The organism is Bacillus sp. SSR7 (assembly GCF_055902415.1).
Genome location: NZ_JBVVXV010000024.1, coordinates 1 through 15,844, shown reverse-complemented (window position 1 = coordinate 15,844; position 15,844 = coordinate 1). Strand labels below are relative to the sequence as shown.

Annotated in this window: 14 protein-coding genes and 3 other annotated features; of the genes, 2 read left to right on the top strand and 12 right to left on the bottom strand. The window is 35.7% G+C overall.

The features are described from left to right. Window positions 1–194: 194 nt before the first annotated feature. The 7 genes from AC0NJG_RS27010 to AC0NJG_RS26980 form a co-directional block, all read right to left on the bottom strand. Window positions 195–1,352, bottom strand: coding sequence for a GNAT family N-acetyltransferase (locus AC0NJG_RS27010; RefSeq protein WP_474063647.1), 1,158 nt, complete (start codon window positions 1,350–1,352; stop codon window positions 195–197). Between the two features lie 284 nt (window positions 1,353–1,636). Continuing rightward, a complete protein-coding gene (gene aroA / locus AC0NJG_RS27005) occupies window positions 1,637–2,926 on the bottom strand; it encodes a 3-phosphoshikimate 1-carboxyvinyltransferase (protein WP_087953339.1) in 1,290 nt (429 codons plus the stop codon). 16 nt (window positions 2,927–2,942) lie between these two features. Next, entirely contained in the window at window positions 2,943–4,043 is a 1,101-nt protein-coding gene (gene tyrA, locus AC0NJG_RS27000; RefSeq protein WP_087953338.1) for a prephenate dehydrogenase, read from the bottom strand. Next, window positions 4,036–5,136 (bottom strand): histidinol-phosphate transaminase, encoded by a 1,101-nt coding sequence (gene hisC / locus AC0NJG_RS26995; protein WP_474063646.1) that lies wholly within the window; start codon window positions 5,134–5,136, stop codon window positions 4,036–4,038. The genes tyrA and hisC overlap by 8 nt, the downstream gene beginning before the upstream one ends. Window positions 5,137–5,154: 18 nt before the next feature. Continuing rightward, entirely contained in the window at window positions 5,155–6,327 is a 1,173-nt protein-coding gene (aroC, locus tag AC0NJG_RS26990; protein WP_087997195.1) for a chorismate synthase, read from the bottom strand. Window positions 6,328–6,380: 53 nt separating this feature from the next. Continuing rightward, window positions 6,381–6,600 (bottom strand) — a binding site (T-box leader). A gap of 9 nt (window positions 6,601–6,609) precedes the next feature. Further along, on the bottom strand, window positions 6,610–7,686 hold the full coding sequence (locus tag AC0NJG_RS26985) for a bifunctional 3-deoxy-7-phosphoheptulonate synthase/chorismate mutase (protein WP_001273581.1): 1,077 nt from the start codon (window positions 7,684–7,686) through the stop codon (window positions 6,610–6,612). Between the two features lie 195 nt (window positions 7,687–7,881). Then, window positions 7,882–8,118 (bottom strand) — a binding site (T-box leader). A gap of 53 nt (window positions 8,119–8,171) precedes the next feature. Beyond that, window positions 8,172–8,411, bottom strand: a binding site (T-box leader). 108 nt (window positions 8,412–8,519) lie between these two features. Continuing rightward, window positions 8,520–12,032: a DUF4020 domain-containing protein gene (locus tag AC0NJG_RS26980; RefSeq protein WP_474063645.1), complete on the bottom strand. Its 3,513-nt coding sequence runs from the start codon at window positions 12,030–12,032 to the stop codon at window positions 8,520–8,522. A gap of 150 nt (window positions 12,033–12,182) precedes the next feature. Between AC0NJG_RS26980 and AC0NJG_RS26975 the strand changes: the two genes are divergently transcribed. Beyond that, window positions 12,183–12,620, top strand: coding sequence for a YndM family protein (locus AC0NJG_RS26975; RefSeq protein ID WP_087953334.1), 438 nt, complete (start codon window positions 12,183–12,185; stop codon window positions 12,618–12,620). Window positions 12,621–12,749: 129 nt separating this feature from the next. Here the strand turns inward: AC0NJG_RS26975 and AC0NJG_RS26970 are convergent, their stop codons facing one another. The 4 genes from AC0NJG_RS26970 to AC0NJG_RS26955 are packed head-to-tail and all read right to left on the bottom strand — an operon-like array spanning window position 12,750 to window position 14,698. Next, a complete protein-coding gene (locus AC0NJG_RS26970) occupies window positions 12,750–13,280 on the bottom strand; it encodes a cysteine hydrolase family protein (RefSeq protein WP_474063644.1) in 531 nt (176 codons plus the stop codon). Beyond that, window positions 13,277–13,825, bottom strand: a complete 549-nt coding sequence (locus AC0NJG_RS26965) for an isochorismatase family protein (RefSeq protein WP_087953332.1) — start codon at window positions 13,823–13,825, stop codon at window positions 13,277–13,279. Before AC0NJG_RS26965 ends, AC0NJG_RS26970 begins: the two co-directional genes overlap by 4 nt. Before the next feature lie 5 nt (window positions 13,826–13,830). Further along, window positions 13,831–14,379 carry a GNAT family N-acetyltransferase gene (locus tag AC0NJG_RS26960; protein ID WP_087997193.1) on the bottom strand — a complete coding sequence of 183 codons (549 nt, stop codon included), beginning with the start codon at window positions 14,377–14,379 and terminating at the stop codon, window positions 13,831–13,833. 13 nt (window positions 14,380–14,392) lie between these two features. After that, entirely contained in the window at window positions 14,393–14,698 is a 306-nt protein-coding gene (locus AC0NJG_RS26955) for a YfzA family protein (RefSeq protein WP_087953330.1), read from the bottom strand. 100 nt (window positions 14,699–14,798) lie between these two features. Here AC0NJG_RS26955 and AC0NJG_RS26950 point away from each other — a divergent pair, with 100 nt between their 5' ends. Beyond that, window positions 14,799–15,317 carry a kinase gene (locus AC0NJG_RS26950; protein WP_087953329.1) on the top strand — a complete coding sequence of 173 codons (519 nt, stop codon included), beginning with the start codon at window positions 14,799–14,801 and terminating at the stop codon, window positions 15,315–15,317. Between the two features lie 51 nt (window positions 15,318–15,368). Here AC0NJG_RS26950 and AC0NJG_RS26945 read toward each other — a convergent pair. Further along, the coding region (locus AC0NJG_RS26945; protein ID WP_474063643.1) for a 3D domain-containing protein at window positions 15,369–15,844 on the bottom strand (476 nt) is incomplete at its 5' end.

Below are 15,844 nucleotides of genomic sequence, written 5' to 3'. Positions count from 1 at the left end.
GAAAATTCATTCCGTTTTTAATTATAAATTACAGGAAATAAAAGTCAAGTGTGTGACTACGTATAGTTGTAATTTTATTCCCTTATTTGTGAATAAAATTATATCAGCGCTTTTCAGGATATATCAACTTACCGACAAAAACGACGCCCAAAAAGAAAGCTGTCCCAAAATTTGATTTTGGACAGCCCTATTTTTTAAAAGAAATCATAAATAAATGCTTCTCGTACCGGAACTATTTTCTCAAACGCTTGTATTTCCTCTTCGCTTCCGCTAATTAATTCTAATTCATTTAGTTCTAATGGGCGTTTGTATCCAAGCAATATTGTAGATAGTGCATTTATATCAAGCTTGATCCCTTTATCCATGGGTTCTTCTATAATTGTTATTTCATAATTTGCAAGTCTCACCGATACATTATTCCACGGTGCAAATGAATCTGTAATATTTAAAATGACTTCTTGTTGTACATTGTTCCAGTTTAACTCATACTGTTTTAAAAACTGCTCTACATCTACAATTCTTCCCATAAAATATGGTTTTATTTCTGTTTTCACACGTGGTTCTTGCAATGTATATAACAACGGTTCGTTTTTACTTACTGTCATTTCAAGTTCTTTAATCATAGAATCATGCTGGCAAATAAAGTTCCATAGACCATTTCGTGCTTCATTATGCAGTGGAACAAATTCTTCTACTGTCATTTTGTTGTTTTCAATTTTATATAACATGTAGCCTGCTGCCGTTTTATCTTTATCGTAATAAATTGCTAATGTTAAATCATCATAAACTACTTGTAACCACCATTTTTCATTGCGAATTAGCATACCAGAAAAACGTTCTGCAAATGTTTCATAAAGCTTCTCGCCCTCTTCTGGATGATGTTCTTTACTGAAACGTTTCACAGTACCATTCACTTGTTTTTTCATAACTAAATCACTCTTTGTCATATGACACACAAGAAGATCCGCACAAAGTTCCCAGCCATATTTACGGTAAAATGCAACAGCAAATGGATGTAGCATCGATACTGTATATCCATCTTTTTTCATCGTTTGTAGTGAGTGTTGAAGCAATTCTTTCACATACCCGCTTCTTCTGTATTCTGGATATGTCGCTACCCCTGCAACGCCACCCATTTTAAATTTTTCTTTTCCTATGTAAATATGAAACGGAATAAGGTGTAGTTTTGCCGCTAAGTCCTCACCTTCCATAATACCGTATACTTCATGACTTTCCTTCATTCTTGTAAGTTGCTGCTGCATTCGTTCCTCTTCTACTTTATATTGAAAAGCGTATTCTGATAAGCGTAATGCTTCTCTAAATTTATCTTCTTTTAATCGTATAACATTCATATATTTCTCCTCCCCCTTTGTTTGAATTGTACCATAATTTAAAATATTGCAGTACGGTGAATGAAATTATATTGGCTTAACGACACAAATTCAATATAAAAAAGCAGATACATCTTGTATCTGCTTCTCATTACTTTATCCCGCTTTAACGGGCAGTAAGACCCCCACCTCAAAATTCAGCGAAAGCAAAGAATTTAGGTAGGGGATCAACTGCCCGTAAAAGTCCGATTGGTTCAACTAATAATCAGTGGGGATGAAGAACCCCCACTGATTAAAGTTTCACTTTATTTAGCTAACTTTTGAAGTTCTTCGAAGAATGTAGGGTATGATACACCTACTGCTTCTGCGTCTTCAATTGTTGTTTTTCCTTCTGCAAGACAGCCGGCAATCGCAAGCATCATTCCAATGCGGTGATCACCATAACTATTAACTGTATTTCCTTTTAAAACTGATTTTCCGTAAATAATCATCCCGTCTTCAGTTGCTTCTATGCGAGCACCTAGTTTCGTTAATTCCGCTACGACTGTATCAATACGGTTCGTTTCTTTTACTTTTAATTCGTGTGCATCTTTAATAACTGTAATTCCTTCTGCTTGCGTTGCCGCTAATGCAATTACAGGAATTTCATCGATTAATCTAGGGATAATATCTCCACCGATTTCGATTCCTTTTAATGAAGATGTTTCAATTGTAATGTTTGCAGCTGCTTCTGATGCTCCTTCATTAATTGGTTCTACAGTGAACGTAGCACCCATTTTCTCTAAAACATCAATAATACCTGTACGAGTTGGATTCATGCCTACATTTTGTAATACTAGTTTACTATTTGGAATAATCGCGCCCGCTACTAAGAAAAATGCAGCTGATGATACGTCACCTGGTACTTGAACATCTGTCGCTGTTAACTTTTGTCCACCTGCTAGTTTCACTGTCTTTCCTTCGCGAGTTACTTTAACACCAAATGCTTCAAGCATTCTTTCCGTATGATCGCGGGAAATATGTGGTTCTGTAACAGCTGTTACACCCTCTGCACGAAGTCCAGCAAGTAAAATAGCTGACTTTACTTGTGCGCTTGCTACCGGAGAAGTGTATTCAATTGCTTTTAAATCTCCACCACGTATTGTTAGCGGTGTAAACGTTCCTTCTTCGCGCCCATCAATGTTCGCACCCATTTGTTTTAATGGATTCGTTACACGTTTCATCGGTCTTTTTGCAATAGATGCATCACCTTGTACGCAAGAGAAAAATGGTGTATTTGCCAAAATTCCTGACATTAAACGTATAGTTGTACCAGAATTACCAACATCTAATACAGCTTTCGGTTCTTGTAAACCTTCTAATCCTTTACCAACTACAGTGACTTCATCACCGTTTTGCACGATGTCTACTCCCATTTCTTTAAAACAAGAAATTGTACTTAAACAATCTGCACCGGGCAAGAAACCTTTAATAGTTGTTTTTCCTTCTGCAATCGCGCCGAACATAACAGCGCGGTGAGAAATCGATTTATCTCCCGGAATTGTAATGTTGCCATTTAATCCGTTATTAACAGGTTGTATCGTTCTTTCCTTCACGTTTTCACCTTCTCATTTAAATTGTTTCATACGTTTGGTATTTTTCTTCTCCAAGCGCTAGCTTTGCTTGCGTACGATCTTCTTCTCGTTGGAAGCTAATACGTAATACCCCAAGCAATCCTTCACGCGCTTCTAATATTTGCAAGTTCGTAATACTAATTTCCTCGCGAGCCAAAATACTCGTAATATGAGCCAATGCCCCTACTTTATCTAAAACATCGACGTATAAGTCGTGATAGGCAGGAATTGCCCCTCTCTTTCGTACTGGTAAAGAGTCACGGTATTCTTTCGCATCTGCAAAATAGTTTTGAATCTCGCCTGCATCTCCAGTAGAAACTGTATCATATAAACCTTCCATTTCAGAGATCCACTCTTTTAATAATACCATTAAATGCTCACGATTTTGCTTAACAATATCACTCCACATTTTCGGACTACTAGATGCGATGCGTGTAATGTCTTTAAACCCTCCGGCAGCTAGTTGATGAATGAGTGGATTATCTCCTGCATGTTTCTCCACTTGCTTTACTAATCCAGCGGCAATAAGATGCGGGAAATGACTTACAATCCCTGTTACATAATCATGTTCTTCTGTATTTAAAACAAGGAAATGTGATCCTGTTCCTTTTAACCAATCTTTTAACTCTTCCACATGTTCATTTGGCACATCATTCATTGGCGTTAAAATATAAAATGCATTTTCAAATAAATGCGCTTTTGCACTTTCAACTCCCGTTTTATGAGAACCTGCCATTGGATGTCCACCAATGAAAGAAATTTCGTTTGAAAATAAAGCTTCCGCTTCATTCATAATTGTTCCTTTTGTGCTACCAACATCAGTCACAATAACATCTTTTCGTAAACGAAATGACGCTAATTTGTGTAATAACTTCTTCGTTTCTTCAACTGGTGAAGCAAAAACAATTAAATGTGCTTCTTCACATGCATGTTGTAAATCTACTGCTATTTCATCTACTACGTGTAATTCTTTTGCACGCTCTACTTGTTCTTGAAATATATCATAACCTGTTATCGTTACATCGTGCTCTTTCTTAATTGCTAATGCGAGAGAGCCTCCGATTAAACCAGTTCCAATTAATACTACCTGTTTACGCATTTGCCTCATCTCGAGACTTTCTTTTTTTATTTTCAAAGTGTTGTTGTAACACTGAAATCACTCCTTCATTTTGCTCCCTTTTTCCAACTGTAATACGGACGCCATTTGGAAACGGCCGAACAATAAATCCTGCATGTGCACAAGCTTCATAAATCTCTCCAGCATTCTCAACTGGTAAGAAGATGAAATTTGTTTGCGATGGATAAAATGGAATATCATTTTCCTTACAAAAGCTCTCGTATTGTTGTAATCCTTCTGTATTCACACGAACTACTTCTTCAATAAACTCGTCATCACAAAAAGCAATCGTCGCTGCTTTTTGCGCTAATGAAGATACGTTAAATGGCAAACGTACGACATTTAATTTCTCAATTAGCTCTTCCTGTCCAATCGCATATCCAACGCGGAAAGAAGCTAATCCGTACGCTTTAGAAAATGTTCTAAGCACAAGAATATTTTTATGCTTTTCTAAAAGCGGTAATGTCTCTGGGAAATCTTTTGCTGTTACGTATTCATAGTACGCTTCATCAATGACAATTAACGTATTTTCACTAATACCTTCAATGAATTGAGTCAATTTTCGGTCATTCACATATGTGCCCGTCGGATTGTTCGGGTTACAAATCCATACAATTTTTGTATTGTTATCTACTACTGAAGAAATTTCGTCTAAGTCGTATACACCGTTATTTAACGCAACTTCCTTCACTTCGCAACCTTCTATAATTGCATGATGACGATACTGTGGGAATGTTGCTCCAGCCGTTACGATGTTATCTCCTGCTTTAAGTACTGCTCTGCTTATCATTTGAATGACTTCATCTAAACCACTACCGCAAAGTACTTGTTCCATTTGCACATGTAACTTATTTGCAATTGTTTGACGGAGCGTTGTAGCACCTCCGTCAGGGTATAAAGCATGGTCCAACCACGATTTTTGCAACTCATCTAAAACACGTGGCGAACAGCCGAATGGATTTTCATTCGATGCTAATTTCACAAATGAATGCTCTCCGTACACTTCTTTCATTTGTTCAGGTGATTTACCTGGTTTATATGGTTGTAATGATGATAGTTGATCTTTTACTTGCATGTTAAAACCACCTTTTTATTAAAATTCTTTTGCGTAGTTATTGTGTTGTATAATGTTTTGTTTTAATAATTCCATACGATCTTTTCCGAATTGTTCGACTAGTGCATCTGCAAGTTCCCATGCCACAACAGATTCAGCTACTACACCCGCTGCTGGTACTGCGCAACTATCAGATCTTTCAATACTCGCTTGGAATGCTTCTTTCGTATCAATATCAACGCTTGCTAACGGTTTGTATAATGTAGGTATTGGTTTCATGACACCTCTTACGACAATTGGCATTCCCGTTGTCATACCGCCTTCTAAACCGCCGGCATTATTCGTTTTTCTCGTGTATCCTTGTTCTTCATCCCATAAAATTTCATCGTGCACTTTACTTCCTGGCTGCCTTGCCGCTTCAAAACCAACACCAATTTCAGCACCTTTAAATGCATTAATACTCATAATCGCACCAGCAAGTTTTGCATCTAATTTGCGATCGTAATGAACGTAACTACCAACGCCAATCGGCATTCCTTCTGCAATGACTTCTACAATGCCCCCGATTGAATCTCCGCTACTTTTAGCATGATCAATCGCATCCATCATCACTTGTTCTACTTCTTTATCTAAACATCGAACTGGTGAGTTTTCAGTAATTGTTTGAATTTCTTCAATTGACAAGTTAGAAATATGTTTTGCTTTTACTCCACCAATTTCAAGTACATGTCCTGCAATTTCTACACCTAATTCTTTTAAAATTTGTTTCGCAACCGCACCAGCAGCTACACGAACTGTCGTTTCTCTTGCAGAAGAGCGCTCTAGTACGTTTCTAATATCACGGTGACCATATTTAATTGCTCCATTTAAATCCGCATGTCCTGGACGTGGTTTCGTAATTGTACGTTTCATGTCTTTACTTTCTTTTTCTGAAATTGGTTCTGCCCCCATTACTTTCGTCCAATGTTTGAAATCATCATTTTTTACAATTAACGTAATCGGTGAGCCAAGTGTCATCCCATGACGAACACCACTTACAATTTCAACTGTATCTGTTTCAATTTGCATACGTCTTCCGCGTCCGTGCCCTTTTTGCCTTCTTAATAATTCTTTATTAATATGTTCCGCCGCCAGCGTTAAACCTGCTGGTACACCTTCTAAAATAACTGTTAACTGCGGTCCATGTGATTCTCCAGCTGTAATGTATCTCATTTCTCTTGCCCCTTTACTATTTTTTTGTACAAAAAAGTCCCTACTGAGCGCTCAGTAGGGACGATGTTCATCGCGGTACCACCCTAGTTGTAGACTTTTTTCGTCTACCTCTCTTCTTCTTTAACGATCATTAGACCGTCTTTCCCATCAAAACTTGACGAAAAAGATGCTCCAAGGCTGTAATTCATGCTTACCTTTGTACTGATTCCCACCGACCATCAGCTCTCTTTAACAGGGAGGTAAGCACTACTGTTTCCTCTTCAGCGCATATATGATATGGAATTAAGATAATTTATTTTTGAATCCTTTTAACTCTTCCATGAATTTATGGAATTCTGGAATATCCATTTGTTGTGCAGAATCTGATAATGCCACTGCTGGGTCTGGGTGTACTTCAGCCATTACTGCATCTGCGCCAATTGCAAGAGCCGCTTTCGCTGTTGGTAATAATAAATCTCTACGTCCAGTTGAATGCGTTACGTCAACAACAACTGGTAAATGTGTTTCTTTCTTTAAGATCGGTACTGCTGAAATGTCTAATGTGTTACGTGTCGCTCTTTCGTATGTGCGGATACCGCGCTCACATAGAATAATTTGGTCGTTACCTTGTGCAATAATGTATTCTGCTGCATTAATGAACTCATCAATTGTTGCTGCTAATCCACGTTTTAATAATACTGGCTTGTTAACTTTACCTACAGCTCGTAGTAAATCGAAGTTTTGCATGTTACGTGCACCAACTTGAATTACATCAACGTAGTCTAATGCCATTTCAACATCATTTGGATTTAAAATTTCACTAATAATTGCTAAGTCGAATTCATCTGCTACTTGACGTAAAATTTGTAGTCCTTCTACTCCTAAACCTTGGAAATCGTATGGAGATGTTCTCGGTTTGAAAGCACCACCGCGCATTAATTTTAAGCCTTGGTCTTTCATCGCTTGCCCTACTTGGCGAACTTGCTCTAAGCTTTCTACTGCACAAGGTCCCATGATGAACGTTTGTGTGCCGTTACCAATCAATTCACCTTTTACATCAACGATTGTGTTTTCTTGTTTCTTTTTACGCGATACTAGTAATGCTTTACGGTTATCATCTTCTTGTAATTCTAAGCTAGCTTTGAAGATTGTTTTGAAAATATGTTGAACCGTTGATGTTTCGAATGGTCCTTCGTTATTCTCTGCAATCATATCAAGCACTTCACGCTCACGTACTGGATCAAAACGTTTCGTACCTTGTACTTGCTTTTGCTCCCCAATTTTTTGAACGATTTCACCACGTTTGTTTAAAAGGTGTAATAGTTGTAAGTTAATTTCATCTACCTGTTTACGTAATTGATCTAATTCATGATTTGCCATTTGGAAATCCTCCTCTAATGTTTTAAAAGTATAGTAAGAGAATGAAAAATTCTCTATTTTCTGAACTGGTCAATTATACAAATTTAAAGTGGAATCGATCCCTCTTCTTATTTTAAACTAATAATTAGTACAAAGACACTATCTACCAGTTAAAAACCCACTTTTTTTGTACAAAAAATCCCTACTGATTCAATCAGTAGGGACGATATTTATCGCGGTACCACCCTAGTTGTAGACTTCTTTCGTCTACCTCTCTTCATTGTTAACGATCATCTGACCGTCTTTCCCTTCATAAAGATATATACTATCTTTACTACGAAAAAGATGCTCTAGGACTGTAATTCGCTCTTGTTTTTGTACTGGTTCACACCAACCACCAGCTCTCTGTTACAGGGAAACAACAACTACTGCTTTTCCTTTCAACGCATGCATATTTAATTTTCAAGTTGGGCCACTAAAATACAAAAGTCCCTACTGAATAAATCAGTAGGGACGATATTTATCGCGGTACCACCCTAGTTGTAGACTAACTTTCCGTCTACCTCTCTTCACTGTTAACGATCAATTGACCGCTTTTTCTTCATAAAGACAATACTACTATCTTTACTACGAAAAAGATGCTCCAAGACTGTAATTCATGATTATCCCTGTACTGGTTCACACCAACCACCAGCTCTCTGTTACAGTAAGACTAACCACTACTGTGATCTCTTCATTGCACTTTGTTTATTCAAATGTTTTTTGAAATTGAATAAGTATGATTCGTATTATAGAACGCTTTTCAAAACACTGTCAACAACTTTTTATATATTTTTTAAAATTCCACTTTCGCCCTACATTTCTTCTTGTAAATTCTCCATAACAATTCCGATGCGAATTATCTCATTATCTATTGCATTTATTACACATTTTTCTACTCTATACCCGATTAATAATTCTTTTATTTCAATGATTTCCGTTTCAAGTAAATCCGCTTCCTGAAGCGTTTGCAGTAAAGTGAAAAACACGTGTGCATACAACTCTTTATACATTTTTATACTCTCTGTCTTTTCAAGTATTTCATTAAATAACTGTTTTAACTCCGTTTGATTTCCCTTTCCACTTACGTCCGAAAATGATGTACAAATTATCGATAAACCTCTTTCTACTATTTCATCCATAAATAAAATAATACGTAAAAGCATTACATATTCTCTAGCTGTGATTTCACCCATTTTCGTTCGTTCTCGCAAAAATATACTGAGCCAAGCTTCCCAAAATTTTTGTTGCTCTTTTGCGCTTAACGTTTTGACGTAATAGCATAAAAACTGCATAAATTTAATTTTATTTTCTTCATTTTCTCGTATCAGTAAAGGGTATAACCAGTCTGTTTTTTGCTCCCAGTACAGGACACATTTAATAAATACAAAACTGAGCCATTTTAAGAAAGCTTCCCTCGTATGCGGATGTAATACTTCCAAATGTTCTACCGCATACTTAATAAATCTCTTCATTTCTGTAAATAAAGGTAAATTGATTTGTGTGTAACATAAGCCGGCCCATGCATATTTCGTAATCTCATTTTCCTTCTTTAACTCTAAGTACGGTAACAAATATTTTCGGCACCATTGCTTCTCAATATGATAAAGAAATGTAATATCTGCTACTAAACGCGCTAACATAAAATTTGTCCGTTCTGTACTAATTCTTACTTGTTCTTCAAACAAAAATAAATATTCATACACATTACGATCGTATAAATGATCATATGATAACAGTTTTAATAATACTGCTGTCATTTTCCCAACAGGATGCTGAATTGATTCATTGTAAAAATCTTGTTTTGCCAGCTTAAAATCCGTGTCACTTTTCATGACTTGAGGGAATACGGAAAAAGCAAACCGCTTTACATTGCGTATACTATTTTCCTCTAACTCTTCTAATCGATTACTAATTTCATATAGAAAACTACTAATTAACCAATGAAAAGCAGTATTTCTAACAAATTTCTGCAACAAAGGAATAACTTTTTGTATTTGTTCATTTGTCAGTCCTCGGTTATTTCGCCACTCTCTAATACAAACAAACCAAACTTCATTACTTATTTCATGCATACCCACTAATTGATAAGCAAATGAAATACTCCATTCTGTATTCAGTTTACATGCTTTCGATAACATCTCTAAAAAATGACGTTGTTCAAACACACCGTCTTGAGAAAATTGGCGAACTCGTTTCATAATTTCCTCATCTTTTAGCTGCAATAACCCATCAGCAGTTACATTACAAGTAATACTTTGTTCTGCAGCCTCTTTCTTTTGTACACTATATCGATCAGAATGAAAGTGAGGATGTTTTTGCTTCATTAACTCATAACCTTTTGCTGTAGATGGACTATTTTTATCACAATTGAATAACAAATCTAAAACGAAACAAACATCAAATGCCCTCTCCTCTGCAAGATCCTTCAGTACAATTTGAATGACTTCTTCTTTTGTTTTTTCTAAAGAAGATGCGAAATGATTTTTTATAAGGTGAAAAACTTCGTGTTTATACGTGACATCTAAAAGAATCCCTTCCTGTAACAACCATTTTATTTTCTCATCAGCGCTAACAAATATATTTTTATTCATCGCATCAATTGCAATTCGGTTTTGAAGTATGCTGTTTGCTTCTATCATTTCTGTAATATAATAATTTGCTTTTTTCTCATTGTTTTCACATAGATACGCTAAACATTCTTTTACAATTTGAATTAAAAATGCAAGATCATTTTGCTGAAACTCTTTTTCCACATTTTCCTTATCCCTTTTTTTTAGTGCCGTTTGCCTTAGTGATAGCATCCGCAACTTCTCTATTCCCATCATCATAATTGGAACGGCGTAATAAGAAATATGCGGTTTCATCTTTTCATTCCAAATTTGCTCCACATAAGAAAATGTAGACACGGGTAAACGACTCGACTCCTCAAGTTCTATTGATTCTTGCGTATCATTTCCCCACTTTCTTTCACGCTTCAACTTAAGTTTTCCGTCCAAAATAAACGTTAATAACAATAAAGCAATTTCTTTATGCTCAGGAAAAGAACATTTTTGCAGTAAGTAAGAAATTGTTTCAATTGATTTACTATCTTTTTCAGCTGTTTCTAATAAAAGCAGTGTCCACCGTGCAAACAACAGTGGGTCCATCTCGATTTTCGTCTCACTTAAGTAACTACAAATTGTTCTCCATAATAACGGAGATAGTTTAGATTGATTTTTAAAAATTAATTGAAATAATTCTTTCTGGTGACTAAAAAGAAATTGTTCCACTAACCATTTTGCAAGTAACTCATCTACCTCGTTATAGTTTGATGTAATTAAAAATAAATTTTGTAATTTTCCTTCCGCTTCAAGCCATTCCACCCATTCATAATCATGAGCAAATTCAACGAAGTAGCGGACTGTTTCAATTTTTTTAATGGATTGTTTTATGTATGATAATTGTTCCTGCTCTACAGAAGGTGGAACTGTTACTATGTCACGAATGCGCATTCGTTTCGTAATATAATTATCACCCATTAACTCCGCCCATCGTTTTACTGCTTTAACGAGAGACTGATGATTATTACCTTTATTCGGATATACAATCGGCCGTATTCCTAAATGCTCCCAATGATATGTATTTTCTCCTTGTGCGACAAATGCATAACGCCTTGTACTTGGTGGTAAACCAGTTGCTAAATATTTCATTACTGGATCATTATGGCTATATCCAACGAACAAAACGGTATAATTCGAGAATAAATCAACTAAAAATCTTCTCGCCCATCCTTCCGTCAAGTAAGCCCTTCCAAAATCACCATCTGTTAAAATTAATGCTTCTTTCTCTTGTTCTATATTGCCATGTATGTAAGCGAGTCCTTTAAACGCTCTACCTGTAGGTAACGCAGGTGCGTAATATACGTTTAATTCTCTATTCATTTCTTTTATCGCAGTTGTAAAATGTCGATCAAAATTTGTCGTTACAATACGAACTTCCGTATCTAAAGGAAACAACCTCGGAATTGCATAATGAAGCGGATTCGGTTTTGACTTTTCTATATGAACTAGATCTCTTGCAACTTGATGTACACCTTTTGATTTCGCAATTTTACCAAGATAATAATCATGTGGTTCTGTTATTTCACGTTTTTCTACATATAACTTTTTCGCAATTTCATCAACAAGATCATCAAAATTCGGTAAGTTTGATTTCCCTTTCATAGAAACTCCCGCTCCAACAAATAATACTAACTTTCCTTGTTCAAGATGATCAATTAACTCGTCTGGAATTTCTACTTCTGAAGTAATCCACACCCAGGATTCCCCCTTACCTAAAAATGTCATATACTCTCATTTTACTATAACATTTTTTCTTTGTTTTTTTAATATTTAGACAAAAAACGAACGTGAAAAAGTTTTATGTAAATATACTCGTTACAATGTATGAACTTCTAAATTTATTGTAAAACTATGTATAAATCGGAGGTGTATATATTGAATGGTTTTACTGTAGTGCTCATCAAGTTTATATCGTGCATTATCGCATTTAGTATTGGACTCGCTTTATTTTTCCCTGCAACGTTCGTCCAAATTATTTCATTTAGTCTCTTTGTAACAATCGTATCTTATATGTTCGTTGATAAAATCATATTAAATCGAATCGGCAATACCGGTGCCATTATGTCGGATTTCTTACTAACATATTTAAGCGTATGGATTTTCGGTAATATTTTATTAGACAATTACATGCAAATTGCCTGGGGCAGTTTCCTTTCCGCGATTGTCTTTACATTATCTGAAGTAATCGTTCATCGTTTCTCTGGCTCTCACACAAGGCACCACAACGATAATATTCGTATTAATCGTCGCTTCGCATATGGTACGGAGTTTGCGGAAGAACAGAATATATTGGATAAAGATAAGAAGAAGTAATATTTTGATGCAGGAGCGCCCTTTTTAATTATGTGGTGCTCCTTTTTTTTTGTTTTCAATATGGTATGTGAAATTATATCGACTTACCGACATTTTTTGAAACGGTTTCTTCTAATAAAAAACTGCCTCTTATTTAGAGGCAGTCACTATCAAATCTTTTAACGCAACAACATTAGCAAACGCTCCAAACACTACGTTATGATGCTTCACAATGTCTTCAGCACGTAATACTTCTGTATCAAACGTACTATGTGCATCACTCACTAACGTTACTTTATACCCTTCACTATACGCTCGGCGTGTTGTCGTATCCACACAGTATTGCGTTTGCATGCCTGAAATAATAACGTGCTCAATTCCTTTTTCTCGTAATACTTCGTTTAAATTGGTTTTATGGAATGAATCTGGCGTCGTCTTTTCAACGATACTGTCACCATCTTGCGGAGCAATTGCCACATGAATTTTCCAACCATCTGTACCTTTTTCCAAAGGATGATCTTTCGGTCCGTTATGTTGTACATAAATAACCGGTATATCATTTAAACGGCATTCCCCAATAAGCTCTTGTAATGTTTGTAAAAACTTTTCCCCATTATGTACAGGCATTCCTACTGTATACATTCCCGTTTGCACATCGATTACAATTAATGCTGTTTTCATTTCGCATAGCTCCCTTTGTTTGTATAGGCCTCTACATATTCATCATAATATAGTACTTCAATTACACTGGACCAATTCAAGATTGATCCGACGAAGTCCTTTATATCTAGCCCAGGCATTTCATATACTTCTTCATCATTAGCCGTTCCCGTCGCATCTTCAATAACTGTAACTTTATATCCTTTTTCAAAAGCAGCGATACTTGTAAATAAACAACAAAATTCCGTATTAAATCCAACGATAACAACATGATCAACTTTATGTTTCGTTAATATTTCTTCAACACTTGTATCTTTAAACGCACTAGGTGTCGTCTTCTCAGCTATATAATCCGCAAACCCAGTAAATTCTTCTACCAATTCACTTCCAGTTGATTCATAATACAACGTACTTTCTGGATTATGATCTCTGTGTTTTAAGAAAATAATAGGTTCATTCTCCGCTTTAAATTGTTTTAAAACATTTGCAATTAACTCTTTTTCAATAGAAAAATCCTTACACTCTAAAATTCCCTTCTGCATATCTAATACAAGTAGCGCCTTCACTTTTATCACCTATCCTCTATACGTTTATATTCCATCATCCAACAATCTTCTAATACCCCTTCATGCAGTTCGTGTTCCTTTAAAATCTTCACCTTTTTAAATCCGCATTTTTCATAACACTTTATTGCACGTTCATTATTTACTTTCGGGTCCATTGCGATTGCTGCTGCTCCCATTTCACTCAAAATGTATGTAATTGCTGCCTTAACAAGTTTTGTTCCAATTCCTTTTCCCCAATAAGTTGGCTCTCCGATAAATTGATCCATTCCCCATACATTTTGTGACGCTTCATAGCCATATAATGTTTTCCACTCAGAATCAATTGGGTACATTTGAATATAACCAATTGGCACATCCTCAAACTCTATTAAACATCTATTTTCATGACTATTTGGATTATGTATAAAATGATCCAGTACCATTTCTACTGATTGCTGATTATCTCTTCCTTCGTAATACTCCAGTACTTCTTGGTCTGTTAACCATTTTGAAATGATTGGTGCATCCTCTTCTATTACGTACCTAACCGATACATTATCTTTTTGAAATAGCATATAGCACCTCTTTTTAATTATTTATATTTTTTCTTGCTGTGAAATCTTTCATCGCCCCTATTAGTGCGTATGGTAACAATGTAATCGCAAAAAGAGCTGTAAACAAATTAAAATGAGGGATTTTATATGGCGTGAACCATTCCGTGAAAAATTGAGAATGTAAAATTTTATTTAAATACTCTCCACTAGGTTTAAAGTTTGGTGCCCATGCAGTCATTTCACAAATAATAAATAGTAATTGCACAATTAAAAATACCCCTAGATAGCGAAACCATGTTCGTTTCCATATAGGTTGTGCTTTTTTTAATTTCTCTCTCATTTAGCTGCCTCCTTTATATTTCCAACATATTGATTATACACTTCCCCCACTTTATTTGTTAAAATTTTCTATATAATCATTCACGTTGGGGGAATATATTATGTCTAATCCTATACTTAAATCAACTTTAATCATCCTTAGAGGAAACTCCGCAAGCGGTAAAACAACAATCGCAAAGCAACTACAAAAATATTTCGGACAAGGTACACTTTTGGTATCACAGGATGTTGTACGTAGAGATATGCTTAGAGTACACGACACGATGGGTAATTTATCACATGATTTACTATTTGAAATTACAAAGTACGGAAAAGGAAAATGTGAGTTTGTTATTTTAGAAGGTATTTTAAACAGTCGAAGATACGGTGAAATGTTAAAAGAATTAATACATTATTTTGAAGGAAACGCGTATACATATTACTTTGATTTATCGTTAAAAGAAACGATTCGACGACATAACACAAGAGAAAAGCGGCATGAATTTGGTGAGGATTCCTTACAAAAATGGTATAATCCTCATGATACAATTGAAGTTGCTAAGGAAACTATTTTTACAGATAACTTCACGCAAAAAGATATATTTGATGCAATTCTTAATGCTGTCTTGGTACGAAAATAAGACCGACAGAATATGTCAGTCTTATTTTCATTATGTTATATTCTAGATTTATTATAGAATCTTCACTTTAACAGTTTGTCTTCCCCAATTCATCGCTTTACTTTTTGAACCCATTAATACATCAATGCGATTACCTTTAATTGCACTTCCGGTATCTCCAGCGATTGCTTCTCCATAACCTTCTACCCATACTTTAGATCCTAATGGGATTACTTTCGGATCAACTGCGATAATTCTCATATTCGGATTAGCCGTTAAATCATGCCCCATCGCAGTTAAAACGCGTCCACCATATGTACCATTTTCACTTGGATCAGCAGTATATGCTGTCGCCACCACCGTTAATTCACGTTTAGCGGACTGTGTGTTATTTTTAGACTCTTCTTTTGCCTTTATTGCTTCTTCCTTAGCCTTGGCTATTTCTCGTGCTTTCGCTTCTTCCTTAGCCTTGGCTATTTCCTGTGCTTTCGCTTCTTCCCTAGCTTTGGCTATTTCTTGTGCTTTTGCTTCTTCCTTAGCCTTGGCTA

Excerpts from the sequence above, each read along its gene's own strand:
- AC0NJG_RS26985 (WP_001273581.1), bottom strand. The coding sequence starts at position 7,686 with ATGGCAAATCATGAATTAGATCAATTACGTAAACAGGTAGATGAAATT.
- AC0NJG_RS26970 (WP_474063644.1), bottom strand. The coding sequence starts at position 13,280 with ATGAAAACAGCATTAATTGTAATCGATGTGCAAACGGGAATGTATACA.
- AC0NJG_RS26980 (WP_474063645.1), bottom strand. The coding sequence starts at position 12,032 with ATGACATTTTTAGGTAAGGGGGAATCCTGGGTGTGGATTACTTCAGAA.
- AC0NJG_RS26960 (WP_087997193.1), bottom strand. The coding sequence starts at position 14,379 with ATGCTATTTCAAAAAGATAATGTATCGGTTAGGTACGTAATAGAAGAG.
- hisC (WP_474063646.1), bottom strand. The coding sequence starts at position 5,136 with ATGCAAGTAAAAGATCAACTATCATCATTACAACCATATAAACCAGGT.
- AC0NJG_RS26950 (WP_087953329.1), top strand. The coding sequence starts at position 14,799 with ATGTCTAATCCTATACTTAAATCAACTTTAATCATCCTTAGAGGAAAC.
- AC0NJG_RS27010 (WP_474063647.1), bottom strand. The coding sequence starts at position 1,352 with ATGAATGTTATACGATTAAAAGAAGATAAATTTAGAGAAGCATTACGC.
- tyrA (WP_087953338.1), bottom strand. The coding sequence starts at position 4,043 with ATGCGTAAACAGGTAGTATTAATTGGAACTGGTTTAATCGGAGGCTCT.
- AC0NJG_RS26955 (WP_087953330.1), bottom strand. The coding sequence starts at position 14,698 with ATGAGAGAGAAATTAAAAAAAGCACAACCTATATGGAAACGAACATGG.
- aroC (WP_087997195.1), bottom strand. The coding sequence starts at position 6,327 with ATGAGATACATTACAGCTGGAGAATCACATGGACCGCAGTTAACAGTT.